The organism is Streptomyces sp. NPDC029836 (genome assembly GCF_055574495.1).
On record NZ_JBVHZI010000004.1, the window covers coordinates 554,410 to 580,389 of the forward strand.

At 73.2% G+C, this 25,980-nt stretch carries 19 protein-coding genes; 17 read left to right on the forward strand and 2 right to left on the reverse strand.

The genetic code is table 11. The features are described from left to right. The first annotated feature begins 11 nt into the window (after positions 1 to 11). Positions 12 to 833 (forward strand): Fic family protein, encoded by an 822-nt coding sequence (locus ACZ4XJ_RS16300; RefSeq protein WP_468496537.1) that lies wholly within the window; start codon positions 12 to 14, stop codon positions 831 to 833. A 404-nt stretch (positions 834 to 1,237) separates the two neighbouring features. Here the strand turns inward: ACZ4XJ_RS16300 and ACZ4XJ_RS16305 are convergent, their stop codons facing one another. Next, on the reverse strand, positions 1,238 to 2,107 hold the full coding sequence (locus tag ACZ4XJ_RS16305; protein WP_362875397.1) for an HAD family hydrolase: 870 nt from the start codon (positions 2,105 to 2,107) through the stop codon (positions 1,238 to 1,240). Between the two features lie 492 nt (positions 2,108 to 2,599). On the opposite strand from ACZ4XJ_RS16305, the gene ssd reads away from it, so the two are divergent. Genes ssd through ACZ4XJ_RS16340 form a run of 7 tightly spaced genes read left to right on the forward strand, consistent with a single transcriptional unit; the run spans position 2,600 to position 7,558 of the window. Then, positions 2,600 to 3,778 carry a septum site-determining protein Ssd gene (gene ssd / locus ACZ4XJ_RS16310; RefSeq protein WP_468496569.1) on the forward strand — a complete coding sequence of 393 codons (1,179 nt, stop codon included), beginning with the start codon at positions 2,600 to 2,602 and terminating at the stop codon, positions 3,776 to 3,778. Next, a complete protein-coding gene (locus tag ACZ4XJ_RS16315) occupies positions 3,775 to 4,923 on the forward strand; it encodes a TadA family conjugal transfer-associated ATPase (protein WP_468496538.1) in 1,149 nt (382 codons plus the stop codon). The genes ssd and ACZ4XJ_RS16315 overlap by 4 nt, the downstream gene beginning before the upstream one ends. Next, a complete protein-coding gene (locus ACZ4XJ_RS16320; RefSeq protein WP_468496539.1) occupies positions 4,920 to 5,804 on the forward strand; it encodes a type II secretion system F family protein in 885 nt (294 codons plus the stop codon). Before ACZ4XJ_RS16315 ends, ACZ4XJ_RS16320 begins: the two co-directional genes overlap by 4 nt. Continuing rightward, positions 5,804 to 6,583, forward strand: a complete 780-nt coding sequence (locus ACZ4XJ_RS16325) for a type II secretion system F family protein (RefSeq protein ID WP_362875399.1) — start codon at positions 5,804 to 5,806, stop codon at positions 6,581 to 6,583. The genes ACZ4XJ_RS16320 and ACZ4XJ_RS16325 overlap by 1 nt, the downstream gene beginning before the upstream one ends. 57 nt (positions 6,584 to 6,640) lie before the next feature. After that, positions 6,641 to 6,838, forward strand: a complete 198-nt coding sequence (locus ACZ4XJ_RS16330) for a DUF4244 domain-containing protein (RefSeq protein ID WP_362875400.1) — start codon at positions 6,641 to 6,643, stop codon at positions 6,836 to 6,838. Then, positions 6,825 to 7,202, forward strand: coding sequence for a TadE family type IV pilus minor pilin (locus ACZ4XJ_RS16335; protein WP_468496540.1), 378 nt, complete (start codon positions 6,825 to 6,827; stop codon positions 7,200 to 7,202). Before ACZ4XJ_RS16330 ends, ACZ4XJ_RS16335 begins: the two co-directional genes overlap by 14 nt. Further along, positions 7,199 to 7,558, forward strand: a complete 360-nt coding sequence (locus ACZ4XJ_RS16340; protein ID WP_468496541.1) for an Rv3654c family TadE-like protein — start codon at positions 7,199 to 7,201, stop codon at positions 7,556 to 7,558. The genes ACZ4XJ_RS16335 and ACZ4XJ_RS16340 overlap by 4 nt, the downstream gene beginning before the upstream one ends. Positions 7,559 to 8,632: 1,074 nt before the next feature. Here ACZ4XJ_RS16340 and ACZ4XJ_RS16345 read toward each other — a convergent pair. Beyond that, positions 8,633 to 11,098 (reverse strand): DEAD/DEAH box helicase, encoded by a 2,466-nt coding sequence (locus ACZ4XJ_RS16345; RefSeq protein WP_468496542.1) that lies wholly within the window; start codon positions 11,096 to 11,098, stop codon positions 8,633 to 8,635. An 81-nt stretch (positions 11,099 to 11,179) separates the two neighbouring features. Between ACZ4XJ_RS16345 and bldG the strand changes: the two genes are divergently transcribed. The 9 genes from bldG (at position 11,180) to ACZ4XJ_RS16390 (ending at position 25,968) form a co-directional block, all read left to right on the forward strand. Beyond that, complete coding sequence (gene bldG / locus ACZ4XJ_RS16350) at positions 11,180 to 11,521, forward strand: anti-sigma factor antagonist BldG (protein WP_362875404.1); 342 nt, start codon at positions 11,180 to 11,182, stop codon at positions 11,519 to 11,521. A 117-nt stretch (positions 11,522 to 11,638) separates the two neighbouring features. Then, the gene (locus ACZ4XJ_RS16355; RefSeq protein WP_362875405.1) at positions 11,639 to 12,079 is read left to right on the forward strand and encodes an ATP-binding protein; all 441 of its coding nucleotides are present in this window, start codon (positions 11,639 to 11,641) and stop codon (positions 12,077 to 12,079) included. Positions 12,080 to 12,475: 396 nt separating this feature from the next. Continuing rightward, positions 12,476 to 14,884, forward strand: a complete 2,409-nt coding sequence (locus ACZ4XJ_RS16360) for a sodium-translocating pyrophosphatase (protein ID WP_362875406.1) — start codon at positions 12,476 to 12,478, stop codon at positions 14,882 to 14,884. Positions 14,885 to 15,105: 221 nt separating this feature from the next. After that, positions 15,106 to 15,672 (forward strand): small secreted protein, encoded by a 567-nt coding sequence (locus ACZ4XJ_RS16365; RefSeq protein WP_362875407.1) that lies wholly within the window; start codon positions 15,106 to 15,108, stop codon positions 15,670 to 15,672. Positions 15,673 to 15,993: 321 nt separating this feature from the next. Further along, on the forward strand, positions 15,994 to 17,511 hold the full coding sequence (locus tag ACZ4XJ_RS16370; RefSeq protein WP_362875408.1) for a DUF7059 domain-containing protein: 1,518 nt from the start codon (positions 15,994 to 15,996) through the stop codon (positions 17,509 to 17,511). A gap of 152 nt (positions 17,512 to 17,663) precedes the next feature. Beyond that, the gene (locus tag ACZ4XJ_RS16375; RefSeq protein WP_362875409.1) at positions 17,664 to 17,861 is read left to right on the forward strand and encodes a hypothetical protein; all 198 of its coding nucleotides are present in this window, start codon (positions 17,664 to 17,666) and stop codon (positions 17,859 to 17,861) included. A 265-nt stretch (positions 17,862 to 18,126) separates the two neighbouring features. Next, positions 18,127 to 20,964: a type I DNA topoisomerase gene (gene topA / locus ACZ4XJ_RS16380; protein WP_468496543.1), complete on the forward strand. Its 2,838-nt coding sequence runs from the start codon at positions 18,127 to 18,129 to the stop codon at positions 20,962 to 20,964. Positions 20,965 to 21,246: 282 nt separating this feature from the next. Continuing rightward, complete coding sequence (gene tmk / locus ACZ4XJ_RS16385; protein WP_468496544.1) at positions 21,247 to 24,501, forward strand: dTMP kinase; 3,255 nt, start codon at positions 21,247 to 21,249, stop codon at positions 24,499 to 24,501. A 255-nt stretch (positions 24,502 to 24,756) separates the two neighbouring features. Further along, positions 24,757 to 25,968, forward strand: a complete 1,212-nt coding sequence (locus ACZ4XJ_RS16390) for a DNA polymerase III subunit delta' (RefSeq protein WP_362875412.1) — start codon at positions 24,757 to 24,759, stop codon at positions 25,966 to 25,968. Positions 25,969 to 25,980 lie beyond the last annotated feature (12 nt).

Here is a 25,980-nt window from a genome sequence, read left to right on the forward strand (position 1 = left end):
GCTCCCTACTTATGAGTAGTGCTTCTGACCCGCTGGCGCCCCTGGGCTCGCTCCCCGGTGTCGCAGAGTCCGTGGATTCCGTACGCAAGGCAGTGGACCGGGTCTACGGGCACCGGGTGATGCGCCGCCGCAGCGCGGAGATCACCTCGGAGGCCGCGCTGCGCGGCGCCCGGGGCAGCGCGGCGCTGTCCGGCGCCGACTGGGCGTTGGAGGAGGTCCGCCGACGTACCGATTTCGGCGCTGAGGCGCAGGCGCGGGCGGTGGGTGCGGCTCTGCGCCTGACCGCCGAGGCCGGTCAACTGCTCAGCATCTGGCGCCAGTCACCCCTCCGGGTCCTGGCCCGCCTGCACCTCGTCGCCTCCGGGTCCACGGAGGCCGGGGACATCGTGGGTCGGCCCCGGCTGGCCGGCGAACCGGTGGACGAGCCCGTGGTGCGGCTCGCGCTGCCCAGCGCCGAGGAAGTGGCCGGACGCCTCGACGGGCTGTCCCGGCTGATCATCGCGGGCGGCTCCGCCCCGGCTCTGATCACGGGCGCGGTCGTGCACGGGGAACTGCTGGCGCTGCGCCCCTTCGGCTCCTACAACGGCCTGGTCGCGCGTGCCGCCGAGCGCATCGTGCTGATCAACAGCGGTCTCGACCCGAAGGCGATCTGCCCGGCGGAGGCCGGTCACGCCGAACAGGGTCGCGAGGAGTACCTGGCGGCCTTCGAGGGCTACGTCTCCGGTACTCCGGAGGGTATGGCGGCCTGGATCGCGCACTGCGGACGGGCGATCGAACTCGGGGTGCGCGAGTCGACGGCCGTCTGCGAAGCCCTCCAGCGCGGCGCCGCCTGAGGGGCGGGGGAGGGCCGGCCGGCCCCCGACATGGGTTGCGGCGACACCGTCTTGCTTTGGTGTCGCCGCTGGCACTTGCGCCCAGTTACCAAGCGTCCTCGATGATTGCCCATCAGGTCGGGAACTTTGCCCGTTCCCTGGTGCGGCTGGCCCGTAATCGACGGGTCGACGTCGCGTGGGTGCTCGGCGTTCGTGCTTCGGTCCGTGGGCCTTACTGCGTTTTAAAGATGATCCTCTCGGATGTTCTTTGGTCTCGCGGGCCGTGATTCCTTTGTACTCCGCTTCCCGGCGGAACGAAACCCCTGGCCACAGTTCTTTACTTTCCCGGACGATTCAGGGCGATCCGGACGTTCCGTTATCACCGCTGGTGGAGCCGACCGCGCCGCGCGGGACGGGGAGGTGCGTCAGGCCGACACGCCGCTCGCGGTTGCCCGCCGGCGGCTCGCGTACCAGACCAGTCCGGCGGTGGCCGCTGCCGCGCCGACGGCCGCCGCGGCGACCAGGGCGGGTCGTGCCGGCATCGACAGTCCGGGCATCCGCTGCTTCAGGCGGACCGGCTTGTTGAACACCAGTACCGGCCACTCGCGGGCGACGGCCTCACGGCGCAACGCCCGGTCGGGGTTCACCGTGTGCGGGTGTCCGACGGCCTCCAGCATCGGCACGTCGGTGACCGAGTCGCTGTACGCGTAGCACCGCGCAAGGTCGTAGCCCTCGGACTCCGCGAGCTCGCGGACGGCCTCCGCCTTCGTCGGGCCGTAGGCGTAGTAGTCGATCTCTCCGGTGAAGCAGCCGTCCTCGCCGACCACCATCCGGGTCGCCACGACCCGGTCCGCCCCGAGCATCTCGCCGATGGGCTCGACGACTTCGGCTCCCGAGGACGAGACGATCACGACGTCACGGCCGGCGGTGTGGTGGGCCTCGATCAGGGACGCGGCCTCGTCGTAGATGATCGGATCGATCAGGTCGTGCAGGGCTTCCGCGACGATCTCCCGCACCTGCTGGACGTTCCACCCCTTGCAGAGGGCGGAGAGGTACTCCCGCATCCGCTCCATCTGGTCGTGGTCGGCGCCACCGGCCAGGAAGATGAACTGCGTGTAGGCGGTGCGCAGCACGGCCCGCCTGTTGATCAGGCCGCCCTGGTAGAAGGACTTGCTGAACGTCAGGGCGCTGGACTTCGCAATGACCGTCTTGTCCAGGTCGAAGAAGGCAGCGGTCCGAGGCGAGGAGTGCGGCAAGGGCTGATTTTCCACGCCCCGAGCATATGCGCCCACCATTCGGCGTAAGGTGCGGCGCGTGGGTTTGCTTGAGAAGGCTCTCGGGTACACCATGGAAGTCACGGATCGTTCGCGACCGTGCTAACCCGGTCTGGCTCCTCCCCCCCCGAGTCGGACCGTGGGGACGACCCCCGCTCTCCCCCCCGGCGGGGGTCGTCGCATGTCCGGACGCGGTTTGCGTCCCGTGTTCACGACCTTCAGTGACCATTTCTTCGGCCCTCCCTCGATGGCCGGCCCTCGTGGCGAAGGCCCTCACCCTCTTAGACTCGTGACGCTGCGTAGTTGTTCCGCAGCGCTCCGGATCTCACCTGATGGTGTGGCGAAGTTATTCACAACCGCCTTCTCATCCACAGTTTTCACGCAAGATCCACTTCAATTTCCGGATCCCTGCACGGTGATTCCAGCCGCGAAGTCCGCGGTTCCTGGATTTGCAGTGAGAAGGGGGCGGAGATCGTGGCTGGATCGAAGTCGTGTGCGGCACCCGATGCCTCGGTGGCCCGTGAGGGCGGCCTGCCCGTCCGTACCGGTGGAACCGGCCCCGTCGGGGGCCGGCCGTTGATCATCACCGAGGATCCGCTGTTGCTCGACGACCTGCTGCGGCTGTGCGCCGCCGCGGGCGCCGAGCCCCATGTGCACCATGCGGTGCCCGAGCCCGCCGGCTCCGGCGCCGATCGGGGCGGGGCCGCCGGGGCGGACGGCGGTCGGGACCCGGCCGGACCGGTCGGGGGCGCCGGTTGGGAGAGCGCCCCGCTCGTCCTCGTCGGGGACGACGCCGCCCGCCGGGTGCGCGGGGCGCCGCGCAGGGACGGGGTGTTCCTCGTCGGGCGGGACCTCGACGACCCCCAGGTGTGGCAGCGGGCCGTCGAGATCGGAGCTGAAGAGGTACTGCGGCTGCCCGACGCCGAAGGCCTGATCGTCGACCGCATCGCCGATGTGGTGGAGGGCGCCGGCCGGCCCGCCCTCGCCGTCGGGGTGATCGGCGGCAGCGGCGGCGCCGGGGCCTCCACCCTCGCCTGCGCCCTCGCCCTTCGGGCCGCCCGGGCCGGGGAGCGCACCATCCTCATCGACGGGGACCCGCTCGGCGGAGGCATGGACGTGCTGCTCGGCGGCGAGAGCGCCGAAGGGCTGCGCTGGCCCGACTTCGCCGCCTCCCGCGGCCGGGTCGGCGCGGGGGCACTGGAGGAGTCCCTGCCGGAACTGCACGCGTTGCGCGTGCTGAGCTGGGACCGCGGGGAGCGGGTGGTGGTGCCGCCCGCCGCGATGCGGTCGGTGGTGGCCGCTGCCCGGCGCCGGGGCGGAGTGGTGGTCGTCGACCTGCCCCGCAGGGTCGACGAGGCCGTGGCCGAGATGCTGGCCCAACTCGACCTGGTGCTGATGGTGGTGCCCGGCGAGCTGCGGTCGGTGGCCGCGGCGGGGCGGGTGGCCGCCGGGGTGCGCATGGTGGCCCGGGACGTCCGCGTGGTCGTGCGGGGCCGCTGCGCCCACGGGCTCGACGCCGAGGCTGTGGCGCGGCTGCTGGACGTACCCCTGGCCGGGGAAGTACCGGTCGAGGTGGGGTTGCCGGGGCGGGTGGCCGAAGGGGAACCGCCGGGCTCGAGGGGCACGTTGGCCCGCTTCTGCGACGGCTTCTGGCAGCGCGCGCTCGGTTCCGCCCAGGGGGTGTCGGCGTGAGCGCGGTCCTGCTGGACGCGGTGCGCCAGCACCTCGCCGAAAGCGGCGGCGAGCCGACCCCGGCCCGGGTGGCCGCAGCCCTACGGGCGCAGGGTCGCCTGCTCGGCGACGCGGAAGTGCTCGGCGTGGCGGCGGAGTTGCGGTCCGAACTCGTCGGCGCCGGGCCGCTGGAGCGGCTGCTCGCCGACCCGGAGGTCACCGATGTGCTCGTCGCCGCCCCGGACCGGGTGTGGGTGGACCGGGGCGGCGGGCTCGAACTGACCGGGGTGACCTTCGCCGACGCCGAAGCCGTACGCAGGCTGGCGCAGCGGCTGGCCGCCGTCGCCGGGCGGCGCCTCGACGACGCCCGCCCCTGGGTGGACGCCCGGCTGCCCGACGGGACCCGGCTGCACGCCGTACTTCCTCCGGTGGCGGTCGGTTCGGCGTGCCTGTCCCTGCGGGTGGTCAGGCCGAAGGCCTTCACCCTGGACGAGTTGGTCGCCGCGGGGACCCTGCCGCCCGGCGGGCAACGCCTCCTGCGGGCGATGGTCGAGGCCCGGCTCTCCTTCCTCGTCTCCGGCGGCACCGGAACGGGCAAGACCACCCTGCTCAGCGCCCTCCTCGGGCTCGTCGGGCCGGCCGAGCGGATCGTGCTGGCCGAGGACTCCGCCGAACTGCGACCCGACCACCCCCATGTGGTGAGGCTGGAGACCCGGCCCGCGAATCAGGAGGGGGCCGGCCTGGTGACCTTGGCGGACCTGGTCCGACAGGCCCTGCGGATGCGGCCCGACCGACTCGTGGTGGGCGAGGTGCGCGGTGCCGAGGTCGCCGACCTGCTGGCCGCGCTGAACACCGGGCACGAGGGCGGGTGCGGCACGGTGCACGCCAATGCCGCCGCGCACGTCCCGGCCCGGTTGGAGGCGCTGGGAACGGCCGCCGGGTTGGACCGGACCGCACTGCACAGCCAGCTGGCGGCGGCGCTGACCCTGGTGGTGCACCTGACCCGCGATCGCAACGGGCGCCGCCGGGTCGCGGAGGTGCACGTACTGGAACGGGACCCGGCCGGGCTGGTGGTGACCGTACCCGCCCTGCGCTGGGGGATCCGCGGCTTCGTGCGGGAGCAGGGCTGGGCGCGGCTGGGTCCGCTGCTGGGAGGTGCCCGGTGAGCGCCGTGCCGATCGGCTCCGTGCCCGTGTTCGCCGGGCTGCTGTGTGCCGGGGCGGCCGCCTGGGTGGTGAGCGGGGGCGATCAGGGGCAACGGCGGGCCCGGCTGGTGCTCGCCGGAGGAGGTGCGGCCCCGCCCGGTGGGCCGGTGCGTGTGCGGCGGTTGGTGGCCGCGGCTCGGGTGTGCGCCGAGCGATGGCGGGAGTGGGCCGGTCCGGCGGGCGCCCTGCTGGTCGCCCTGTGGGGCGGGTCGGTGATCCCGCTGCTGCTGGGGGCGGTGTCCGTGCCGCTGCTGCGGCGCTGGCTGCGAGCCGCGGAGCGCGAGCGTGCCCGTACGGCCAGGGCAGCCGGGGTGATGGCGCTGTGCGGGGCCGTCGTGGGCGAACTGCGGGCAGGGGCGCAGCCCGGGCAGGCGCTCACCGTGGCGATGCGCCGTACGGTCGCGGGCCCCGGCGGTCCGGGGGCGGCGGAGACGGGCGTACTGGCCGCGGCGGCGTTCGGCGGGGACGTGCCCGAGGCGCTGCGCCAGGCGGCGCGGGAGCCGGGCGCGGAGGGGCTGGCCGGGATGGCCGCCTGCTGGCGGGTCTCGGTGGACGGCGGAGCCGGCCTCGCGGCCGGACTGGACCGACTGGAAGGAGCGTTGCGGGCCGAACGGGACCGGGAGGAGTCGCTGCGGGCCCAGTTGGCGGGCGCCAGGTCCACGACGGTCGTGCTCGCGCTGCTGCCGCTCGTCGGCCTGCTGATCGGGACCGGACTGGGAGCCGACCCGCTGCGGGTGCTGCTGCACTCGCCGATGGGGTGGGGCTGCCTGGCGGCGGGCGGGGTGTTGGAGGCGGCGGGGCTGCTGTGGTGCCGACGGATCGTACGGGCGGGGGAGCGGTGATGGACGGGCCGGATGTCCACAGGCTGGGGACGGCGTGCTGTCTGGCGGCGCTGGTGTGGTGGGCGACCTCCGAGCTGTGGGCGGGACTGCGGAGCCGGGCGGCGCGACGCCGGATCGCGAGCCTCTTCCGCTGGGAACAGGGTCGCCGCCGGCCGCGGTGGAAACCCGGGAGCGGGGCGGCGGTCACGGCGTGGGCCGGTCCGGGCGGCGTCCTGGTGGCGAGCTGGTGGGTGATCGGCGGTCCGGGGGGATTCCTGGTGGGGTGTGCGGCGGCCTTCGCGGCGCGGCGCCTGCTGCTCAGGGCCGCGCGGCAGCCGACCGGGGGCGACTCCCGGGAGGCAGAACGACAGTTGCCGTTCGCCGCCGATCTGTTGGCCGCGTGTCTGGCGGCGGGCGCCGGCCCGGTCGAGGCCGCCGAAGTGGTGGGGGAGTCGGTGGGCGGTCCGGTGGGTGAGCGGCTCGCGCTGGCCGGCGCGGAGTTGCGGCTCGGCGGCGAACCAGGTTCCGCGTGGGGGAGGTTGGCCGGGATACCGGGGGCCCGCGCACTCGCGGAGTGCCTGGAGCGGGCCGCACGGACCGGGGCTCCCGCGGCCGAGCCGGTCTCCCGCCTGGCGGCCGGCCTACGGGCGGAACGCATGCGGCAGGCGGGCGCCGGGGCCCAGCGGGCGGCGGTACTCATCACGGCGCCGGTGGGGCTCTGCTTTCTCCCCGCGTTCCTTGCGGTCGGAGTGGCTCCCGTGGTGATCGGAATGGCGTCGGGGCTGCTCTCCGGGGGCTGAAAACAAAAATCACGACCTGAGATGACATCAAGAACGTAATCCCACAGGAGGTTTGTCATGAGGATCATCTGGTTCCGACTGCGTAAGGCTCTGAGCGGTCGTGGCGGCGACACCGGAATGTCGACATCGGAATACGCCATGGGCACGATCGCGGCGTGTGCGTTCGCCGCCGTTCTGTACAAGGTGGTGACGAGTGACGTGGTCTCGACGGCGCTCCAGTCGACCATCGGAAAGGCGCTCGATGTGCCGTTCTGAGCGAAAGCCGGTGGGAAACGCGGACCGGGGCTATGTGACGGCCGAGGCGGCCATGGTGATCCCGGCCCTGGTGCTGTTCGCGGCGTTGCTGGTGTGGGCGCTAATGGCGGCCGCCGCGCAGATCCGGTGCGTGGACGCCGCCCGGGCGGGAGCACGGGCGGCGGCCCGCTCCGAGCCGGCGGAGGTGGCGGTGGCGGCGGCCCGGTCGGCCGCGCCGCCGGGGGCGGAGGTCGAGGTGGAGCGGGCGGGCGACCTGTGGCGGGTCACGGTCGCGGCGCCCGCGCCGGGCCCCGACCGGCTGCCGGTACGAATCGGGGCCCGGGCGGTGGCCCTGGCCGAGGACAGCGTGGGGCCGCCGCCGTGAGCCGGGACCGGGGGTCGGCGACGGTGTGGGCCACGGTGGTCGTCACGGTCCTGGGCGCCGTGTTCGGGGGCGTGCTGCTCCTCGGTCAGGCGGTCGCGGCCCGCCACCGGGCGGGAGCGGCAGCCGACCTCGCCGCCCTGGCGGCGGCCGCGACCTGGTCCCACGGCCCCGCCGCGGCCTGCGCCGCGGCGGCGAGGGTGGCCGGAGCGCAGGGCGCGCGGGTGACGAAGTGCCGGGTCGAGGGCGAGGTCGCCGAAGTCACGGCCCGCGTCCGAGCGGGCCCCTTCGCCCCGGCCCTCCCCTCCCGCGCCGGCCCGCCGCTGGCGGCGCCTCTGCCTCCGGCGGGGAGGGGGTGAGGGGCGCTGGCCTCCGGCCGCGCGAACGGGGCGGGCCGGGAGGCCGCTCGGGGGCCGGGCGGGGGGTCGGTACGGGACCCCGAGTCCCCTCCCGGCCTGGCCCGCTGCGGCGGGTGCGCCGGGTCGGGTCCGGGTCCGGCGGCTCAGGGTCGGATGGTGGGCCTTGGGGCGGCCCGGGAGTCGGAACGGCACCCGGAGGGGCATGGGCCAGGCGGGTGCGCCGGGTCCGGGTCCGGCTGGTCAGGGTCGGACGGTGGACCTTGGGGCGGCCCGGGAGTCTGTGCGGGACCCCGAGTGGCATGGGCCACGCGGATGTGCCGGGTCAGGGTTGGGCAGGTCAGGGCGGGTGGCGGGCCGTGGGGCGGGGCCGGGGGTCGGTGCGGGACCCCGAGCCGCTTCCCGGCCCGGCCCGCTGCGGCGGGTGCGCCGGGTCCGGGTCGGGGTCCGGCTGGTCCGGGCGGGTAATGGGCCGTGGGGCGGGGCCGGGGGTCGGTGCGGGGCCCGGAGCGGCAGGGCCGGGCCCGGTGTGGCGGGGGCGGCGGGGCAGGGAGGTCCGGCAGGGCAGGTTGGGAGGCTGGGATGCCGCTACGGACGGGCCCTGGATGTGGTGACCGAAAGGGGGATTCGGGGCGCGTGCTCGGGGAGTGGCTGGAGGTGGGTCACCCGGGCGGGTCAGCCGTCCAGAAGTGGTTTTCGTGGGCGGGTGGGGCTTCTGGGGAGGACGGAGGGGCGATTTTCGGCCATCTCGGTGATGGGGTGGGGGCGTCTTGCAGTCGACTTCAGAAGAGCCTTTTGGGTTGGTCCGGGATGGTTCGCGCAGTCGCGCGGGGTACGGCCTACAGTCGCCCTGAGGGCGGTTTGTGGGGCCTCGGAGCCTGCCCCCGGCCCGGCATGCCTCGGACCCTGCCCCCGGCCCGGCAGGGCCCGCTGTCTCCTGTGGGGCGCCGGCAAGGCCCTGATGCCCGGGCTGCCGGACCACGCAGGGGCGTCGTCCGGGGGGACGGTCGGCAGTGCTGCCGCTGGCTGTGGCGCGGCGAGGTGCGGCCTGTAGGGACCTGGGTGTCGGTCGGTGGGTCAGGGCGGGGGTGGAGGGGGGGTCGTGGGAGTGAGGAGGCGGGTGAGGAGGCGGATGGCGCCGCGTTTGTGGAGGGGGTCGTTGCCGTTGCCGCACTTGGGGGACTGGATGCAGGAGGGGCAGCCCGCCTCGCACTCGCAGGCGGCGATGGCGTCCCGGGTGGCCGTCAGCCAGGCCCGTGCCGTGTGGAAGGCCCGCTCGGCGAAGCCGGCGCCGCCCGGGTGGCCGTCGTACACGAACACCGTGGGCAGCAGGGTGTCGGGATGCAGCGGTACGGAGACACCGCCGATGTCCCAGCGGTCGCAGGTGGCGAACAGCGGCAGCAGGCCGATGGAGGCGTGCTCGGCGGCGTGCAGGGCGCCGCCGAGGATCTCCGGGTTGATCCGGGCCTCGTCGAGCTGGTCCTCGGTGACCGTCCACCACACGGCCCGGGTCCGCAGGGTGCGCGGCGGCAGGTCCAGCTTGGCCTCGCCGAGCACCTCGCCGGTGATCAGCTTGCGGCGCAGGTAGGAGACCACCTGGTTGGTGACCTCCACGGAACCGAAGCAGAGCCGGGCCGCGCCCCACGGGATCTCGGTCTCGGTCTCCAGGATCGAGATCGCGGTGGTGTCGCGGGCCGTGGTCGAGAACGGCGGGTTCGCCTCCTCGACGAGGGCCACCGAATCCTCCAGGTCCAGGTGCTTGACCAGGTAGGTGCGGCCCTGGTGGAGGTGGACGGCCCCGTCGTGGACGGCGGTGTGGGAGGCGGCCTCGTCGACCGTGCCCAGCAACCGCCCGGTGGCGGCTTCGACGATCTGCACCGGGCGGCCGCCGCCGCCCCGGATGTCGGTCAGGTCCGAGGCGCGCTCGCGGCGGGTCCAGTGCCAGGCCGTCGCCCGGCGCCGCAGCAGCTTCGCGGCCTCCAGCTGGGGCAGCAGGCCGTGCGCGGCCGGGCCGAAGAGGTCCAGGTCCGCTTCGGTCAGCGGCAGCTCGGCGGCCGCCGCGCACAGGTGCGGGGCCAGGACGTACGGGTTGTCCGGGTCGAGGACGGTGGCCTCCACGGGCTGCCGGAACAGCGCCTCGGGGTGGTGGACCAGGTAGGTGTCCAGCGGGTCGTCGCGGGCGATCAGGACGGCCAGCGCGCCCTGTCCGGACCGTCCGGCCCGGCCCGCCTGCTGCCACAGGGAGGCCCGGGTGCCGGGGTAGCCGGTGATCAGGACGGCGTCCAGGCCCGAGACGTCCACGCCCAGTTCCAGGGCGGTGGTCGCGGCCAGACCCAACAGCTCGCCGGAGTGCAGGGCCCGCTCCAGGGCGCGGCGTTCCTCGGGCAGGTAGCCGCCCCGGTACGCCGCGACACGCCGGGGCAGCGAGCGGTCGACCTCCGCGAGCCGTTCCTGGGCGATCACGGCGATCAGCTCCGCCCCGCGCCGGGAGCGGACGAAGGCCACCGTGCGGACCCCCTGGACGACCAGGTCGGTCAGCAGGTCGGCGGTCTCGGCGGTGGCGGTGCGGCGTACGGGGGCGCCCTTCTCGCCCTTGAGGTCGGTCAGCGGCGGCTCCCACAGGGCGAAGACGACCTCGCCGCGCGGGGAGGCGTCGTCGGAGACCTCGGTGACCGGTACGCCGGTCAGCCGGGACGCGGCCGCCGCCGGGTCGCTCGCGGTGGCGGAGGCCAGCAGGAAGACCGGATCGGAGCCGTAGCGGGCACACAGCCGCCGCAGCCGGCGCAGGACCTGGGCGACGTGGGAGCCGAAGACCCCCCGGTAGGTGTGGCACTCGTCGATGACGACGTAGCGCAGGGCCTTCAGGAACGAGGCCCAGCGGGGGTGGGCGGGCAGGATCCCCCGGTGCAGCATGTCCGGGTTGGTCAGGACGTAATTCGCGTACTGGCGCACCCACTCCCGTTCCTCGAACGGGGTGTCGCCGTCGTACACGGCCGGCCGGACGGCGTTGCCCAGCGGCACCGCCAGCTCCCGTACGGCCCGCCGCTGATCGGCGGCCAAGGCCTTGGTGGGGGCCAGGTAGAGCGCGGTCGCACCCCGGCCGTTCGGGGCCTCGGAGCCGTCCGCGAGGGCGGAGAACACGGGGGCGAGGTAGGCCAGCGACTTGCCCGAGGCTGTCCCGGTGGCGACGACCACCGACTCGCCGTCGAGGGCGAGCTCGGCGGCGGCCGCCTGGTGTTCCCACGGATGTTCGATGCCGGCAGCCGAAATCGCCGCCACGACATCCGTTCGGATGCGATCGGGCCAGACCGCATGACGACCCGCCCGAGGGGGCAAGTGCTCCGTATGAGTGATGCGCGCAGCTCGGGAAGGCCCCCGTGACAACCGGTCCAGGACCGTGTCGGGAGTGGGTCGTGCGTCCGCGGGCGCCGTGGGCCGACCGGGGCGGTGAGTGTTGGCCATTGGAACCGAGTGTGTCACTGGCGTGCGGGACAATGGTCCCAAGGCGTCGTGCGCGCCTGCCGGTAAGTGATTGAATGCCATCGCGGCAGCCGATCCCTCCCCTACCTTCGGGTGGGGAGGCCCCTGGGGGGCGCCGCTCGATAGCAAGGTGCTGGAGGATCCGTGGACCTGTCCCTGTCGACTCGCACTGTCGGCGACCGCATGGTCGTAGAGGTCGGTGGCGAGATTGATGTGTATACCGCGCCCAAGCTGCGCGAGCAGTTGGTGGAGTTGGTGAACGACGGCAGCTACCACTTGGTTGTCGACATGGAGCGAGTGGACTTCCTCGACTCCACGGGCCTGGGTGTGCTCGTGGGAGGCCTCAAGCGCGTCCGCGCGCACGAGGGCTCGCTGCGTCTGGTCTGCAACCAGGAGCGCATTCTGAAGATCTTCCGTATCACCGGTCTGACCAAGGTGTTCCCGATTCACACCACGGTGGAAGACGCAGTCGCAGCCACCGACTGACGTGCTCCTGGCGGCTGCCGCCGGAAACGGCGCAGGCGCCGACGAGGAGCGGGGGTACCGGGCCATGGGCGGTCCGGACCCCTGTCAAGTCACGCCCGTAGTCCGAGGGGGACGCACATGGCCACCGTTGAACTGCGCTTCAGCGCCCAGCCCGAACACGTCCGGACGGCCCGCCTGGTCGCGGCCGCCGTGGCGCGCCGGGCCGGGGTGGAGGAAGCCGTGCTCGACGAGGTCCGCCTCGCTGTGGGCGAGGCGTGTTCGCGTGCCGTCGGACTGCACCGGAGCAACGGACTGACCGCGCCCGTCCGGGTGGTGCTGACCGAGGAGGAGAAGTCGTTCTCCATCGAGGTCGGCGACGAGGTACCCGGGCCGCCCGGTGGCGCCATCGACGGCGTTCCGGGCATCGCGGCCGTCCTGGACCCGGACATCGACGGTGAGGACGAGATGGGTCTCGCCGTGATCAGCGGGCTCGTCGACGACGTCTCCGTGTCGGCGGACGAGTTTGGCGGAACGATTCGGATGAGCTGGCCCGTATCGGGGTCCGGGCAGGTTTCGTAGCGTCAGGTCGGCGTTTTCGCCGCCCGGCGTCGCCCCCACCCCTCCACCGGCGTCACCGACACCCGAAAGCCGCCGGGTTCCGCCCGTGCGCCGCGCCCGGGGTGACGTACGTCCCCGCACACGTCCGGCGCACCGCCGGGTGGCGCGGATCGTATCGTCCGATCTTTATCAAGGCCCTGCTGAGCAGGGCCTTTTGCATTTCTCAGAAAAACTCCCTAGATCGTTGATCAGTCGTCAATGCCTTTGTCCCATTACTTCTTTCGAGGGTAATGGAGTGACGTGATCCATTGCTGAGGAGCAAGTGCGGGCCAATTCCGTTTCACGCCCACTGTTTTGATCAGGTCGCGCTCCCTACAATCCGTCCACATCTTGAGCTCATCACGTCAAGGAGGACGAATGACGGGGCTCTTCACCCCTATCGCGCCGGATCGCGCAAACGATCTGGCTGCCGCAGTACTCACCGATGACAATCGGCTCATCGTCATCGTCATCGCCGTCGTCGCGTTGGCGGCGCTCGTCGTCGCCCAGATCCTGACCCGGCAGGTCCTCGCAGCCGACGAGGGCACCGACAGCATGAAGAAGATCGCCGCGGCCGTCCAGGAAGGCGCCAACGCCTACCTGGGACGGCAGTTGCGCACCCTCGCCGTCTTCGCGACGGTCGTCTTCTTCCTGCTCTTCCTGCTCCCCGCCGACGACTGGTCGCAGCGTGGGGGCCGCTCCGGCTTCTTCCTCGTCGGCGCGCTGTTCTCGGCCGCCACCGGCTACATCGGCATGCGCCTCGCGGTGCGCGCCAACGTCCGTGTCGCGGCCGCGGCCCGTGAGGCCACCCCCGCCGAGGGCGAACCGGCCAAGGACCTGATCGAGGTGTCGCACAAGGCGATGAAGATCGCCTTCCGCACCGGTGGTGTGGTGGGCATGTTCACGGTCGGCCTCGGCCTGCTCGGCGCGTCCTGCGTCGTCCTGGTCTACGCGGCCGACGCGCCCAAGGTCCTGGAGGGCTTCGGCCTCGGCGCCGCGCTGATCGCCATGTTCATGCGCGTCGGCGGCGGCATCTTCACCAAGGCCGCCGACGTCGGCGCCGACCTGGTCGGCAAGGTCGAACAGGGCATTCCGGAGGACGATCCGCGCAATGCCGCGACCATCGCCGACAACGTGGGCGACAACGTCGGCGACTGCGCGGGGATGGCCGCCGACCTCTTCGAGTCGTACGCCGTCACCCTCGTGGCCGCGCTCATCCTGGGCAAGGCGGCCTTCGGCGACCTCGGGCTCGCCTTCCCGCTGATCGTGCCCGCCATCGGCGTCGTCACCGCCATGATCGGCATCTTCGCGGTCTCCCCGCGCCGGTCCGACCGCAGCGGCATGACCGCCATCAACCGCGGCTTCTTCATCTCCGCGGCGATCTCCCTGGTGCTCGTCGGCATCGCCGTCTACGCGTACCTGCCGGGCACGTACAAGGAGCTCGTCGGGGTCGAGGACGCCGCCATCGCGAACCACCCGGGTGACCCGAGGGTCCTGGCGATCGTCGCCGTCGCGATCGGCATCGTGCTCGCCGCCCTGATCCAGCAGCTGACCGGCTACTTCACCGAGACCAACCGTCGTCCCGTCCGGGACATCGGCAAGTCCTCCCTGACCGGCGCGGCCACCGTCATCCTGGCCGGCATCTCCGTCGGCCTGGAGTCGGCGGTCTACACGGCGCTGCTGATCGGCCTCGGCGTGTACGGGGCCTTCCTGCTCGGCGGTACGTCGATCATGCTGGCGCTCTTCGCCGTGGCGCTGGCCGGCACCGGACTGCTGACCACCGTCGGCGTCATCGTCGCGATGGACACCTTCGGTCCGGTCTCGGACAACGCGCAGGGCATCGCGGAGATGTCCGGCGACGTCGAGGGAGCGGGCGCGCAGGTGCTCACCGACCTGGACGCCGTCGGCAACACCACCAAGGCCATCACCAAAGGCATCGCCATCGCCACCGCCGTCCTGGCCGCGGCCGCGCTGTTCGGCTCGTACAACGACGCGATCGCCGGAGCCGTCAAGGAGGTCGGGGCCAAGGCGGGCGAGATGAACCTCAGCCTCGACATCGCCCAGCCGAACAACCTGGTCGGCCTGATCCTGGGCGCGGCCGTCGTGTTCCTGTTCTCGGGCCTGGCCATCAACGCCGTGTCCCGCTCGGCCGGCGCCGTCGTCCACGAGGTGCGCCGGCAGTTCCGCGAGCACCCCGGGATCATGGACTACACCGAGAAGCCCGAGTACGGCCGCGTCGTGGACATCTGCACCAAGGACGCCCTGCGCGAACTCGCCACGCCCGGGTTGCTCGCCGTCCTCACCCCGATCGCGGTGGGCTTCTCGCTGGGCGTCGGCGCGCTCGGTTCCTTCCTCGCGGGTGCCATCGGCACCGGCACGCTGATGGCCGTGTTCCTCGCCAACTCCGGTGGCGCGTGGGACAACGCGAAGAAGCTCGTCGAGGACGGCCACCACGGGGGCAAGGGCAGCGAGTCGCACGCCGCCGTCGTCATCGGCGACACGGTCGGCGACCCGTTCAAGGACACCGCCGGCCCGGCCATCAACCCGCTGCTCAAGGTGATGAACCTGGTGGCGCTGCTGATCGCCCCGGCCGTGGTCCAGTTCAGCTACGGGGACGACACCAGCCCGACGGTACGGGCCATCGTGGCGATCCTCGCCATCGGTGTGATCATCGGCGCGGTGTACGTCTCCAAGCGCCGGGGCATCGCCGTCGGCGACGAGGGGGAGGACGAGGAAGCGAAGGCCGAGCGGGCCGCCCAGTCCCCGGGCCCGGCGGTGGTGTCCTGACGCCCCGACCACCGGCTCCCGCTCCGGAGCCGCGGCCTTCGGGGCTCCGGCCCCCGGTGTCGCGCGCTCCCGAGCGCTGAACTCCTCGGGCGACCGGCTCGAAGATGCGCCCGAACGGCGGACGGGCGACGCGTAGCGACGCGTCGTCTGTCCGCCTTTGTGCGTCTGCGGAGGGCGGGCGTGTATCTTCCGGGCCGAGAGCCTTCGAAGGGACCAATCCGGTGAACAAGAAGTTTGCGGCCGCGGTGTCCGGCGGTGCGGTACTGATGCTCGTCCTGTCCGGCTGCGGCGGCGACGGGGAAGACGACAGCAAGCAGAAGGCCGACGCCTGGGCCAAGAAGGTCTGTGACAAGTGGGAGCCCGAGCTCACCAAGATCAAGACCACCAATGACGAGTTGAAGCGGGTGGCCACCCAGAGCAACAAGCCCGAAGAGGTCCAGCAGACCGACTCGGCCGCGTTCCAGTCGCTGTCCGACGCCTACAAGTCCATGGGCGGGGCGCTGACCGCGGCCGGCGAGGCGCCGGTCAAGGACGGCAAGAGCGCGCAGGACGCCGTGGTGAAGAGCTACGACCAGATCGCCAAGAGCTACACCGAACTGAAGACGAAGATCGACGCGCTCGACGCGAAGGACCAGAGCAAGTTCGCGGAAGGGCTCCAGCAGGTGGCCGGCGGGCTGACCGAGGTCGCGGCCAACGAGACGGCGAGCAAGCAGAAGCTGGAGTCCACGGGGCTCAAGGTGATCTACGGCCAGAAGGGCTGCCAGGTCACCACGCCCGCGACGGGCTGATCGCCGTAAGGGCCGGTCGCCGTACGGGCGGGCCGCCGCGCGGGCGGGCGGACGTACGGGCCCGCCGCCGCGCGGCGCGACTGCCCGACGGTTGATCGCCGATGCGGCGCGATCGCCCGACGGTTGACCGCCGTACTGGCTGACCGTCGTACTGGTTGACCGCCGTACGGGAGCATCGCGCGCAGGCGATCCCCTCCAGGGGTTGCTCGCGGCGCGGGTCGATCGCCGCTCCGGGCGGCCGGAGTTCCCTCGGGGAGCCGGCCGCCCTGCCGTGTGTCGGGGGTCGTTCGGTTTGCCGGTCCCAGCGGCCACAATGGACGCGTGAGTACCACCAGCCTTCCCTCGTCCGACCGCGCCGCCGAACTCCGCGCCGCGCTGCTCGCCGCCGGTTTCACCGCCGACGGGCTGCTCGACCTGCTCGGCGCCCCCGCCTACGCGGCGTTGGCCCGCAGCGAGACGGTGCCCGCCCTGCGGGCCACGCGCACCGCCGGCGACACCCCGCTCGCGAGCCTGGTCCGGCTCTTCCTCCTCCAGCAGCCCGTGCCGTACGTGCACGCCGCGGCCGCGCTGCCCGTCGAGGCCGCCCTCGCCGGCGGCTGGTTGCGGGGCGAGGGCGACGAGGTGCACGCCACCGTCGACGTACGCCCGTACGGCGGCCCCGAGGGCGAGGACTGGTTCATCGTCTCGGACCTCGGCTGCGCCGTCGGCGGGGCCGGCGGGATCGGCAGCCGGGAGGAGGGCGTGGTCCTGGGGGTGGGCGGGGCGTCCACCACGCTGGCCGGCATCACCGTGCGGATCCCCGTCGGGTCCGCCCTCGACCTCGGCGCCGGATCCGGTATCCAGGCGCTGCACGCCGCCCAGCACGCGACCCGGGTCACCGCCACCGATGTCAACCCGCGCGCCCTGGAGTTCACCCGTTTGACGCTGGCTCTCTCGGGTGCGCCGGAGGCCGAACTGCTGGCCGGCTCGCTCTTCGAGCCCGTCGGGGACGCCACGTACGACCTGATCGTCTCGAACCCGCCGTTCGTGATCTCCCCCGGCGCCCGACTGACCTACCGCGACGGCGGCATGGGCGGCGACGACCTGTGCCGGACGCTGGTCCAGCAGGCGGGCGCGCACCTCAACCCCGGCGGGTACGCCCAGTTCCTCGGCAACTGGCAGCACGTGGAGGGCGAGGACTGGCACGACCGGCTCCGCTCCTGGGTGCCGCGCGGCTGCGACGCCTGGATCGTGCAGCGTGACGTGCAGGACGTGACGCAGTACGCGGAGCTGTGGCTCCGTGACGCGGGCGACCACCGCGCCGACCCGGCCGAGTACACCCGCCGGTACGAGGAATGGCTGGACGAGTTCGAGGCCCGCGGCACCAAGGCCGTCGGCTTCGGCTGGATCACCCTGCGCCGCACCGACGCGGCGGAGCCCTCGATCGTGGTCGAGGAGTGGCCCCACTCGGTGGAGCAGCCGCTGGGCGATTCCGTCCTGGCGCACTTCGCGCGCCAGGACTACCTGCGCGAACACGACGACGCGGCCCTCTTGGCCGGCTACTTCCGGCTGACCGCCGAGGTCGTCCAGGAGCAGGTCGGCGCGCCCGGGGCGGAGGACCCGGAGCACGTGGTGCTGCGGCAGAACCGCGGCATGCGGCGGGCCACCAAGGTCGACACGGTCGGGGCGGGCTTCGCCGGAGTGTGTGACGGCTCACTCAGCGCGGGCCGGATCCTCGACGCGATCGCCCAGCTGATGGAGGAGGATCCGGTCGTCCTGCGCGACCGCACCCCGGAGGCGATCCGGCTGCTGGTGGAGCAGGGCTTCCTGGAGCCGCTGGCGGGCGAAGGCGCTTCCTGAGGCCTCTCCGGGCCTCCCCGGGGGCTTCGGAACTTCTCCGCGTACCCGTGATGTAACCCGGGGTTCGCCCGCCGTATCCCCACGGCCGGCAGGCTCCGGGGCAGCGGGATCCGGGGGGATCCCCGAGCGGTCCAGGGGTAAAGGGGAACGGCATGGAACGCGGTCCGGCGATCTTCGCGGCGGCCGTGTTCCTGCTGTTCGGGGCCGCTCTGCTGGTCTGGACGGGGGCGCGCGCCCTGCACCGCGCTCCGGTGGCTGAGGGCGTGCGCCCCGTCGTGGCCGTACCGCTGGCCCTACTGGCCGGCGCCGGGGCGTTGGCCCTCGGCGTCTGGTGCCTCCAGCGCTTCTGAGGCGGACTCGCCGATGATCTCCGTACGGGGTGAAACCCGACGTGGAGACGGGTGCGGGGGCGGGGCCAGACGGCCCTCGGGCCACCCCGGTCGGTGACCGGAAGGGGTCCGGCGCGGCATCCGGGCGGCAGAAACGGCACTTGTCGGGTTACCGTTCGAGTGGCCGTTGCGGGCTTGTGCCGTTTGACACGGGGGCGGGTTGTACCGTCACACTCCGCAGCGTCGCCGTACTGCGACCGAGTGCCGACCGGAGAGAAGAGCCAAGTTGTCCCCGACTAGCGAGACCGCAAAGGGCGGCCGCCGACTCGTCATCGTCGAGTCCCCTGCCAAGGCGAAGACGATCAAGGGCTACCTCGGCCCGGGATACGTCGTCGAGGCGAGCGTCGGGCACATCCGCGACCTCCCCAGCGGCGCGGCCGAGGTTCCCGACAAGTACACCGGCGAGGTGCGCCGTCTCGGCGTGGACGTCGAGCACGACTTCCAGCCGATCTACGTCGTCAACGCGGACAAGAAGGCGCAGGTCCGCAAGCTCAAGGACCTGCTGGCCGAGTCCGACGAACTCTTCCTCGCCACCGATGAGGACCGCGAGGGCGAAGCCATCGCGTGGCACCTGCAAGAGGTCCTCAAGCCCAAGGTCCCCGTCCACCGCATGGTCTTCCACGAGATCACCAAGGACGCGATCCGCGACGCCGTCGCCAACCCGCGCGAGCTCAACCAGCGCATGGTCGACGCCCAGGAGACCCGCCGCATCCTCGACCGCCTCTACGGCTACGAGGTCTCGCCGGTCCTGTGGAAGAAGGTCATGCCGAAGCTGTCGGCGGGCCGCGTCCAGTCGGTGGCCACGCGCATGGTCGTGGAGAAGGAACGCGAGCGCATCGCCTTCCGCTCCGCCGAGTACTGGGACCTGACCGGCACCTTCGCCACCGGCCGCGCCGGTGACGCCTCCGACCCCTCCACGCTGGTCGCCCGGCTGAACACGGTCGACGGCAAGCGCGTCGCCCAGGGCCGCGACTTCGGCTCGACCGGGCAGCTCAAGAGCGAGGTGCTGCACCTCGACGAGGCGAACGCCCGGGCGCTCGCCGCCGCGCTGGAGCAGACGTCGTTCGCGGTCCGGTCGGTCGACTCCAAGCCCTACCGCCGCTCCCCGTACGCCCCCTTCCGCACGACGACGCTCCAGCAGGAGGCCTCGCGCAAGCTGGGCTTCGGCGCGAAGGCGACCATGCAGGTGGCCCAGAAGCTGTACGAGAACGGCTTCATCACCTACATGCGTACGGACTCCACGACGCTCTCCGACACCGCGGTGAACGCGGCCCGCGCGCAGGTCACCCAGCTGTACGGGGCCGACTACCTGCCGGAGAAGCCGCGCGTATACGCCGGCAAGGTCAAGAACGCGCAGGAGGCGCACGAGGCGATCCGGCCTTCGGGTGATCGTTTCCGCACCCCGGCCGAGACCGGTCTGACCGGCGACCAGTTCCGCCTGTACGAGCTCATCTGGAAGCGGACCGTCGCCTCCCAGATGAAGGACGCGACCGGCAACTCGGTGACCGTGAAGATCGGCGGCGCCGCGTCGGACGGCCGGGACGCCGAGTTCAGCGCCTCCGGCAAGACGATCACCTTCCACGGCTTCATGAAGGCCTACGTCGAAGGCGCCGACGACCCGAACGCCGAGCTCGACGACCGTGAGAAGCGGCTGCCGCAGGTCGCCGAGGGCGACGCGCTGTCGGCCGACGAGATCACCGTCGACGGCCACGCGACGAAGCCGCCGGCCCGCTACACCGAGGCCTCGCTGGTCAAGGAGCTCGAAGAGCGGGAGATCGGCCGCCCGTCGACGTACGCGTCGATCATCGGCACGATCCTCGACCGCGGCTACGTCTTCAAGAAGGGCACGGCCCTCGTGCCGTCCTTCCTGTCGTTCGCCGTGGTGAACCTCCTGGAGACGCACTTCGGGCGGCTCGTCGACTACGACTTCACGGCGAAGATGGAGGACGACCTCGACCGCATCGCGCGGGGCGAGGCCCAGTCCGTGCCGTGGCTCAAGCGCTTCTACTTCGGTTCCGAGGAGGCCTCCGAGGTCGTCCCGGCCAACGGCGACCACCTCGGCGGCCTGAAGGAGCTGGTCACGGACCTGGGCGCGATCGACGCCCGGGAGATCTCCTCCTTCCCCGTCGGTGACGGCATCGTGCTGCGCGTCGGCCGCTACGGGCCGTACGTGGAGCGCGGCGAGAAGGACACCGAGGGCCACCAGCGCGCCGACGTACCGGACGACATGGCTCCGGACGAGCTGACGGTCGAGTACGCGGAGGAAATGTTCGCGAAGCCGAGCGGTGAATTCGAACTGGGCGCCGACCCGGTGAGCGGGAACCAGATCGTCGCGAAGGACGGTCGTTACGGGCCGTACGTCACCGAGATCCTTCCCGAGGGCACCGCGAAGACGGGCAAGAACGCGGTCAAGCCGCGGACGGCCTCCCTCTTCCAGTCGATGTCCCTGGACACCGTCACCCTCGACGACGCGCTCAAGCTGATGTCGCTGCCGCGCGTGGTCGGCGTGGACGCGGAGGGCGTCGAGATCACGGCCCAGAACGGCCGCTACGGCCCGTACCTGAAGAAGGGCACGGACTCGCGGTCCCTGGAGACCGAGGACCAGCTCTTCGCGATCACCCTGGACGAGGCCCTCGCCATCTACGCGCAGCCCAAGCAGCGCGGGCGGGCCGCGGCCAAACCCCCGCTGAAGGAGCTGGGCACGGACCCGGTGAGCGAGAAGCCGGTCGTGGTCAAGGACGGCCGCTTCGGGCCGTACGTGACGGACGGCGAGACCAACGCGACGCTGCGCCGGGACGACGACGTCGAGACGATCACGCCCGAGCGGGGCTACGAGCTGCTCGCGGAGAAGCGGGCCAAGGGCCCGGCGAAGAAGACCGCGAAGAAGGCGCCCGCGAAGAAGGCGCCGGCCAAGAAGGCCCCGGCGAAGAAGGCGACGGCCACCAAGACCGCCGCGAAGAAGACGACGGCGGCCAAGAAGACGACCGCCGCCACGAAGACGGCGGCGGCGAAGAAGGCGACGACGGCCAAGAAGACGGCGGCCGTTCCGGCGGCGGAGGCGTAGCGGCCGGGTCGGGGGAGCGGGCCTGGCGGGCGGGTCGGGCGTAGCGGGCGGGTCGGGCGGGTCGCCGGGCTCGGTCCGGGCGGCTCGATCGGGAGGCTCGTGCTTCCGTCCGTTCCCGGTCCTTCCGTCCGGGTTTCGGTTCGTTTTTCCGAGGGCCCCGCGCGATCCGCGCGGGGCCCTCGGGCATGCCGGACCGGGGTGCGGGACGAGTGGGTGCGGGGTCACACGAGGCCCTGTCCACAGGCCAACGCAACCGCCAGGGACAGCGGATAGGCTGGGCGGATGACGCGAGCCGAGCAGCCGACGGTCGTGACCGACGCCGAGAACACCGCCTACGACGAAGCCCTGGCCGCGGACTCCCGCGAGCGAGCGGTGCGCGCACTGCTGCGCACGCCCAGACTCCGCCGGCTGTGGAGCGCACAGCTGGTGAGCGGCATCGGCGACGCCCTCGCCCTGCTCGTCCTGGTGTTGCTGACGCTCCAGGCGGCCGTCGGCGCGGCCCCGGGAGGCGTCTTCGGCGACGGCTACCGGGGAGCGGCCTTCGCCGTCGCCGCCGTCTTCGGCGTGCGGATCCTCGCCACCGTGCTGTTCGGAGCGGTACTGCTCGGCCCGCTGGCCAAGCTCACCGCCCCCGGGGGCAGGCTGGACCGCCGCTGGACGATGGTCGGGGCCGACGGGCTGCGGATCTGCCTGTTCGTCGTCGCCCCGCTCTGGCTCGACTGGATCCCCGGGCAGGCCACGACCGCGCTGCTCGCCACCGTCTTCGTCGCCGGCGCCGCCGAGCGGGTGTGGACGCTGGCCAAGGAGAGCGCCGCGCCCGCGCTGCTGCCGGAGCCGCCGCCCGAGGGGGCGACCGTACGGCCGCTCCCGGACCACCTCGACGCCCTGCGGCGCCTGACGCTGCGTACGGCCTTCGCGGCGATGCCCGTCGCCGCCGGCGCGCTGCTCGCCGCGACCCTCGTCGGGCGGGCCCTGGGCCTGGGTGTGGACTGGTTCGCCGCGAACCAGGCGGCGCTCGGTTCGTACGTGGCGGCCGGCCTGTTCGCCGCGTCCGTCTCGCTGCTGCTGCCGCTGGTGCTGCCCGCGACGAAGACCCCGAGGCCGCGGTCCCCGCTGGAGGGCCTGCGGGCCCCCAAGGCGGGCGACCAGCGCGAGAAGGGGCGTACGGGAACCCTGCGACTGTTCGTCCTGGCCGGCGCGGCCGTCGCCGGAGCGGTGGCTTCCGCAGCTTCCGTCGCCGTGATGCTGGCCTTCGACCTGGGCGCCGGTCCCGCCGCGTACGCCCTGCTGGTGCTCGCCCTCGTCGGCGGCACCGCCCTCGGCATTCGTGCCACCCAGGCCGGCAAGGTGCTGCCCACGCTGTCGCGGCGCCGCCTGCTGGCCCTGGCCACGGGCGTGACCGGCCTCGCACTGCTGCTGATCGGGCTCGTCCCGGACACGGCCACCGTGGTGTTCCTGGCCCTGCTCGCCGGTACCGCCGCGGGCGTCGCCGCCAACACCGGGCACACCCTGCTGGACCAGGAGACCGAGGAGTTCCGGCGGGCCCGGGTCACCGAGCACCTCCAGGCCGCGGTCCGGGTCGCGGTGGCGCTGGGCGCCGTCGTGGCGCCGCTGCTCGCCGCCGCGATCGGCCCGCACCGGGTGGGCGGGGGCGAGGTCGTGGTCGCGTACGGTGGCGCGGCCTTCACGCTGATGCTCGTCGGCGCGCTGCTGCTGCCCGTCGCCGTGGTGGTCCTCACCAAGGCCGACGACCGCGGCGGAGTACCGTTGCGCCGCGACCTGCGCGAGGCGCTGCGCGGCGGTGACCCGGTCCAGGCCCCCTCCACGACCGGGTTCTTCCTCGCCCTCGAAGGCGGTGACGGGGCCGGCAAGTCCACCCAGGCGGAGGCCCTCGCCGACTGGATACGGGGCAAGGGGCACGAGGTCGTCGTGACCCGCGAACCGGGAGCCACGCCGGTCGGCAAGCGGCTCCGCTCGATCCTGCTCGACGTGTCCTCCGCCGGGCTGTCGAACCGCGCCGAGGCGCTGATGTACGCCGCCGACCGCGCGGAGCACGTGGACACGGTCGTCCGGCCCGCGCTGGAGCGCGGCGCCGTGGTCATCTCCGACCGCTACATCGACTCCTCCGTGGCCTATCAGGGCGCCGGCCGCGACCTCGCCCCGACCGAGATCGCCCGGATCTCCCGCTGGGCCACCGGCGGACTCGTACCGAACCTGACCGTCCTGCTCGACGTGTCCCCGGAGACCGCCCGGGAACGCTTCACCGAGGCGCCCGACCGACTGGAGTCGGAGCCGGCGGAGTTCCACCAGCGGGTGCGCGCCGGATTCCTGACGCTCGCGGCGGCCGACCCCGGCCGCTACCTGGTCGTCGACGCGGGCCAGGAGCCGGGTTCGGTGACCACCGTCGTACGGCACCGCCTGGACCGGATGCTGCCGCTGTCCGAGGCAGAGGTGGCGGCGCAGATCGAGGCCCGCCGACTCGCGGAGGAGGAGGCCCGGCGCAAGGCCGAGGCGGAGGCCGCCCGCAAGGCGGAGGAGGCCCGGCTGAAGGCAGAGGAAGAGGCCCGGTTGGCCCGGGAGGCCGAGGAGGCCCGGATCAGGGCCGAGGCGGAGGCCGCCCGCAAGGCGGAGGAAGAGCGGCTGCGCGTCGAGGAGGAGGCCCGGGCCCGGGCCGAGGCCGAACGGCTGCGCGTCGAGGCGGAGGCGAAGGCCCGCGCCGCCGAGCAGGAACGGCTCCGGCTCCAGGAGGCGGAGGAGGCCCGGCTGCGTGCCGAGGCCGAGGCGCGGAGGCTGGAGAAGCAGCGTCGCGCCGAGGAGGCCCTGCTGAGGGCCGAGGAGGCACGCCGGCAGGCGGAGGGTTCGGCGGCTGCCGCGGCGGCCGCGTCCGCTGCTGCGGCGGCTGCTTCGGCGCCGCCGGCTGCTTCGGCGCCGGGGCCTGCGGCTTCGAGGCCTGCTGCATCCGGGCCCGCGGGTTCGGCGTCCGCTCCCAAGGTCGGCATGCGGAAGGGTCCGCTGCCGGACGACGCGGTCACCGTCGAGACGCCGGTGGTCAGGCGGGTCGTCCAGCCGGACGACGTGACCCAGACCGTCCCGGTGCCGAAGGTCGATCCGCCGCGGGGCGCGGCCGGAGCGTCGGACGAGACGGCGGTGCTGCCCGCCGTACGACCCGCCGGGGCGGCGGGTCCGGGTGATTCCGGGGCCACGGGTCCGTCCGGGGCCGCTGGTCGGCGGACCGCGCCGGCCGCGCCGGCCACCGGGTCCGGCGGTCGGAGCGGCTCCGCGTCGCGGCCGACGGCCCGCCGGTCGGAGGAGAACCCGACGGAGCGGGTTCCGCCCGGCATCTTCCGTGACGCCGGGAACGACGTGACCCGCGAGCTCCCCGTCCTCGGGGAGGACGGCCGGCCGCGCCGCGAGCCCTCCGACTGGGCGGAGGCGACCCCGATGGACGACCTGCCGACCCTGGCGGACGAACTGCTGGGCTCGCGCCGCGACGATGACGACGAGGACGAGGGGCGCCGCCCGCGGCGCAGGCGCTGACGCGGTGCGTCGGCGCAGGCGCTGACGCGGTGCGGCGCCACGGACGCTGACGGCGGCGAGCGGATCGCGGAGCGGCCGGGATTGTCGGTGGCGGGCGCCACAATGGGAACGGCACGCGCGTGGCCGCCGACGGCCGCCCGGACTTCGGGCGGCTGCCCGTTCGCACAGCGGGCGGGCCGCACGGCCAATGGGGTCGCACGACCCCGGATCGACACATCGACACATCGACACGGAGTGGGAAGGGTGGTGGGCGGGATGCCCGTATGGGACGACCTCGTGGGACAGGACCGCGTGCAGGCGCAGCTGGCCGCCGCCGCCCGGGACGCCGACACCCTGGTCACCGCCACCGCGGCCGGCACCCCCGTACCCGCCACGTCCAAGATGACGCACGCCTGGCTGTTCACCGGACCGCCCGGCTCCGGGCGGGCCACGGCGGCCCGCGCCTTCGCGGCCGCACTCCAGTGCGTCAGCCCCGACCGCGCCCTCGGCGGTGAACCCGGCTGCGGGTTCTGCGACGGCTGCCACACCACCGTGATCGGTACGCACGCCGACGTGGAGATCGTCCGTACCGACCTGCTGTCCATCGGCGTCAAGGAGACCCGCAGCCTCGTCCGTCGGGCCCAGCTCTCCCCGGCCGTCGGGCGTTGGCAGGTCATCGTCCTCGAAGACGCCGACCGGCTTACCGAAGGCGCCGGGAACGTGCTCCTGAAGGCCGTGGAGGAACCCGCTCCGCGGACGGTGTGGCTGCTGTGCGCGCCTTCCCTGGAGGACGTGCTGCCCACCATCCGGTCCCGCTGCCGGCACCTGACCCTGCGTACCCCGTCCGTGGAGGCGGTCGCCGATCTCCTGGTGCGGCGCGACGGGGTCGAGCCCGCGGCCGCTGCGGCGGCCTCCCGAGCCACCCAGGGGCACATCGGGCGGGCCCGGCGGCTCGCCACCGACGAGGCGGCCCGGAGCCGGCGCACCGCCGTCCTGCGGCTCCCGCTGCGCGTGGACGACGTGGGCGGCTGCCTCAAGGCCGCGCAGGAACTCGTCGACGCGGCCGCGGAGGACGCCAAGCAGGTCGCGGAGGAGGTCGACGGCAAGGAGACCGAGGAACTGAGGGCGGCGCTCGGCGCCGGCGCCGGAGCGGGCAGCCGGATGCCGCGCGGCACCGCGGGCGTGATGAAGGAACTCGAGGACCGCCAGAAGCGCCGCCGCACCCGTACCCAGCGCGACAGCCTCGACCTGGCGCTGACCGACCTGACCGGCTTCTACCGGGACGTGCTGGCCCTCCAACTCGGATCCGGCCTCGCCATCGCGAACGAGGAGATACGGCCGGACCTCGACCGGATCGCCCGCGCCTCGGGTCCCGAGCGCACGTTGCGGCGGATCGAGGCGATCATCGCCTGCCGGACCGCCCTCGACCGGAACGTGGCGCCGCTGCTCGCCGTCGAGGCCATGACGATGGCGCTGCGCGCGGGCTGACGGGGGCCTACG

Excerpts from the sequence above, each read along its gene's own strand:
- ACZ4XJ_RS16355 (WP_362875405.1), top strand. The coding sequence starts at position 11,639 with ATGGCCACCGTTGAACTGCGCTTCAGCGCCCAGCCCGAACACGTCCGG.
- ACZ4XJ_RS16390 (WP_362875412.1), top strand. The coding sequence starts at position 24,757 with ATGCCCGTATGGGACGACCTCGTGGGACAGGACCGCGTGCAGGCGCAG.
- tmk (WP_468496544.1), top strand. The coding sequence starts at position 21,247 with ATGACGCGAGCCGAGCAGCCGACGGTCGTGACCGACGCCGAGAACACC.
- ACZ4XJ_RS16375 (WP_362875409.1), top strand. The coding sequence starts at position 17,664 with ATGGAACGCGGTCCGGCGATCTTCGCGGCGGCCGTGTTCCTGCTGTTC.
- ACZ4XJ_RS16360 (WP_362875406.1), top strand. The coding sequence starts at position 12,476 with ATGACGGGGCTCTTCACCCCTATCGCGCCGGATCGCGCAAACGATCTG.
- ACZ4XJ_RS16305 (WP_362875397.1), bottom strand. The coding sequence starts at position 2,107 with ATGGTGGGCGCATATGCTCGGGGCGTGGAAAATCAGCCCTTGCCGCAC.
- ACZ4XJ_RS16345 (WP_468496542.1), bottom strand. The coding sequence starts at position 11,098 with ATGGCATTCAATCACTTACCGGCAGGCGCGCACGACGCCTTGGGACCA.
- ACZ4XJ_RS16325 (WP_362875399.1), top strand. The coding sequence starts at position 5,804 with ATGGACGGGCCGGATGTCCACAGGCTGGGGACGGCGTGCTGTCTGGCG.
- ACZ4XJ_RS16335 (WP_468496540.1), top strand. The coding sequence starts at position 6,825 with ATGTGCCGTTCTGAGCGAAAGCCGGTGGGAAACGCGGACCGGGGCTAT.
- ACZ4XJ_RS16300 (WP_468496537.1), top strand. The coding sequence starts at position 12 with ATGAGTAGTGCTTCTGACCCGCTGGCGCCCCTGGGCTCGCTCCCCGGT.
- ACZ4XJ_RS16330 (WP_362875400.1), top strand. The coding sequence starts at position 6,641 with ATGAGGATCATCTGGTTCCGACTGCGTAAGGCTCTGAGCGGTCGTGGC.